Genomic DNA, 2,626 nt, shown 5'->3' on the forward strand with positions numbered 1-2,626 from the left:
CGCTTCCTTTGTACTCACCCTCTCGGGCTTTCCTCCGGGCTTTCGTTCTGTTCTTGCGTTTCCGACTCTATCAGACTCTTTCGGGCCTGACTCCCTCGGTGCTTTCCAGGTATTCGCTCTCGCGCTTTCCTTTCCGGCGATTCCGACTCTAGCAGAAGATTTCCACCGGATTTCCCGGCTTCAGATTCCTGGATGAGGAGTCGAATGCACCCCTCAGGAACCGTGGGTTCCTTGCGGGGTGGGGCTGCCGAACTTGTGCAGTTCGAGGCAACCGTTTGACTCTACAAGCTGGGTTGGGACGGTGTCAAAACGGGGAACAGCGGGTGCTCGGGGCGGTCGACCACGCTGACACTGCCGTCTGAAGGTGCCTGTCCAGCCTCCTCCACAGACCCCGCTCCCGATCGTCTGCGCGCCGGCGCCACGCACCCGCTACTCAACCTCCGACCATCCCACGACTCATCGACCGCGGTCCTCATGTCCTCACCACGTACGCGCACCCGGTTCGCGCCGGGCAGGCATGAGAAGCACGGGCGATACGTCGCCGCCGCGAGGCCCACCACCTCCATCAACGCTAGAAGCCGAGTCAGAGCTCAACGCCGCCGAACGTTGGTTTGTCGGCGTACGCGGGTGAGCCCTCAGGGGGTACAGGGAAACGTGCCCGGCGGATGAAGGCAGCTCGGCCCGATGGGCATGACCGCTCAGATGACAGGCGCTTGGTTCATCGACAAGGCCACCATGCTCTTGGTGTCCCGTTACGGCCGGAGGGATACGCACTCGGTCGGAGGGGCACAGGAGACCGCCGTACGCGTCATGGTCTGCCTGCTGGAGTGGCGCAACCGGTCCGGGTTCGCGGGCTGACGGAGCAGAAGGGCCAGAAGCTCGAGCACATCGTCCGGTGGGCAGCACGAGTTCGGTGCGGTTCCGGCGGGCGATGATGCTCCTGGCTTCGTACGGCGGCAGCAAGGTTCCCGTCATAGCCCGCCAGACAGCCACCACCCGCCCGTTCGCGTTCGACGAGTTCGGGCCTTTGGGAATCCGCCCCACCGCCGGCTCCTGCCGGGCAGAACAGAGCCGGCCCGACCGGCTGCCGACCACCTACCGGCGTACCCACGGCATCGCCTGCTTCCACGGCTGCTACTCCGTCGGTGACGACCAGATGTGGGGGATCAACCGGCGCCGCAAAGGCACGACCACCTGGGCGGCCTGGGGAATCCGGAGGTGGGTGGTGTGCAACAAGGTCGACCTCCTGGGCCCACCCGATCGAAGCCGTCGTCGACGACACAGCGAACCAGGCGAAACCGTCCGGTCTCGGTGGGCCGGGCGGGCTTCCTTGGATAGTGCTGTGACCGGGAAGGTTCGACGGGGTGAGTGGTCAGGCCGCGGAGGGTCAGTGGTCTGCCCCGTCCAGACCAGGGCTTTGTACGCCTACCTGCGCTGGCGCAACCGAACGCCCGCCACCCAGACGTCCTCGCAGCCCAACGACCCCACGCGCCCGCATCCGCAGCGAGAAAGGGATGCGCTGGGGATGCCCGTGCGGCGGGCCGCGGAACGCTTCCAGGTCAGCCACACCACCGCCGTTCGCCGAGCGGGCCACCACGACGTCGAGGCGAACCGCCACCTCCGGCAGGCTCGTCACAGGAGCATCGGCAGAGGCGAACGTTTCCACCGGACTCCTGCTCGAGGAAGATGACGCGCTGCCCCCACGGTGCAACTCGGCAGGACGGGGTAAATGACGCCGCTCCGTCGGCTCGACCCCGAACGATGCCGACGGCCCGGTCGGAGACGTGCCGGAAGAAACCGGCAGAGCCGGCAGGACCTCTCAGCACCGGCCAAGTGCCCCTGGCTGTCAGAGATTTACCCGCTTGAGGTAGACCCGGCTGCGGTGCGGGATGGTCTGGTACCAGAGCATCAGATGCTCGTCCTCGTACGTACGCAGACGCATCGGCTGCGGATCCTCGTAGAGGCTGCCGTCCTTGGGGTCGATCGCCATCGACGCCAGGTCCACCAGGCCGTCCATGACGGCACCGACGAGGCGTTGGTACTCCCCCGGCATGTCCCCCAGCACCCACAGCCGGCTCGGGTCGCACTCCCACGCCCAGCCGCCGTCGTTTTCAACGCCCTCACCCCGAAGGGTCACTGACCGATCTCCCGCTGGGCCTCGGCCAGGATGCGGCTGCTGGTTTCCATGGCGGCCCGGAACTGGTCCTCCGTCGCGGCCGGGTCCCCCGCAACACGTTCCGCCTCCTGGAGGGCAGCCGCCCGCGCCGGCCAGCGCTGGATCGCCACGTGCGTCGCCCACTTGATCAGGAAGAACCGCAGCGGATTGATCGCCCCGGTCTCCGCCGCGCGGTCGAACGCCTCGTTGCACTCCTTGTCGAGCACGGCGAGGTTCGCCATGTCGATCCGGCGCACGGCATCCCGCAGGGCCTCGCGCGTCATGGCCGGCTGAGGGATGAGCGGTCCGCCGTCGTCCAGCTGCTGTGCTGTCATCGCGTCCTCCAGGGGAACGCGGCCAGGATACCCACCCGGGCCGTTGAAACTGGTCCGGAACGCAGAAAAGCCCCGCACCATAAGGTGCGGGGCTTTCCCACAATAATTGTTCGGCGGCGTCCTACTCTCCCACAGG

The 2,626-nt window shown here is 66.9% G+C and carries 4 protein-coding genes; 2 read left to right on the plus strand and 2 right to left on the minus strand.

The window, feature by feature from the left end:
* On the plus strand, positions 1 to 196 hold a 196-nt coding region (locus ABT106_RS31705; protein ID WP_351284450.1), incomplete at its 5' end, for a hypothetical protein.
* Positions 197 to 702: 506 nt separating this feature from the next.
* The gene (locus ABT106_RS31710) at positions 703 to 858 is read left to right on the plus strand and encodes a hypothetical protein (RefSeq protein ID WP_351284452.1); all 156 of its coding nucleotides are present in this window, start codon (positions 703 to 705) and stop codon (positions 856 to 858) included.
* Between the two features lie 988 nt (positions 859 to 1,846).
* On the opposite strand, the gene ABT106_RS31720 is transcribed toward ABT106_RS31710, so the two are convergent.
* Positions 1,847 to 2,137, minus strand: a complete 291-nt coding sequence (locus tag ABT106_RS31720) for a hypothetical protein (protein WP_267727691.1) — start codon at positions 2,135 to 2,137, stop codon at positions 1,847 to 1,849.
* Positions 2,134 to 2,490 carry a hypothetical protein gene (locus ABT106_RS31725; RefSeq protein WP_351284456.1) on the minus strand — a complete coding sequence of 119 codons (357 nt, stop codon included), beginning with the start codon at positions 2,488 to 2,490 and terminating at the stop codon, positions 2,134 to 2,136. The genes ABT106_RS31720 and ABT106_RS31725 overlap by 4 nt, the downstream gene beginning before the upstream one ends.
* Between the last annotated feature and the right edge of the window lie 136 nt (positions 2,491 to 2,626).

This window comes from Streptomyces sp. NPDC002044 (genome assembly GCF_040296725.1).
Classification (GTDB): Bacteria; Actinomycetota; Actinomycetes; order Streptomycetales; family Streptomycetaceae; genus Streptomyces; species Streptomyces antarcticus.

Excerpts from the sequence above, each read along its gene's own strand:
- ABT106_RS31710 (WP_351284452.1), top strand. The coding sequence starts at position 703 with ATGACAGGCGCTTGGTTCATCGACAAGGCCACCATGCTCTTGGTGTCC.
- ABT106_RS31725 (WP_351284456.1), bottom strand. The coding sequence starts at position 2,490 with ATGACAGCACAGCAGCTGGACGACGGCGGACCGCTCATCCCTCAGCCG.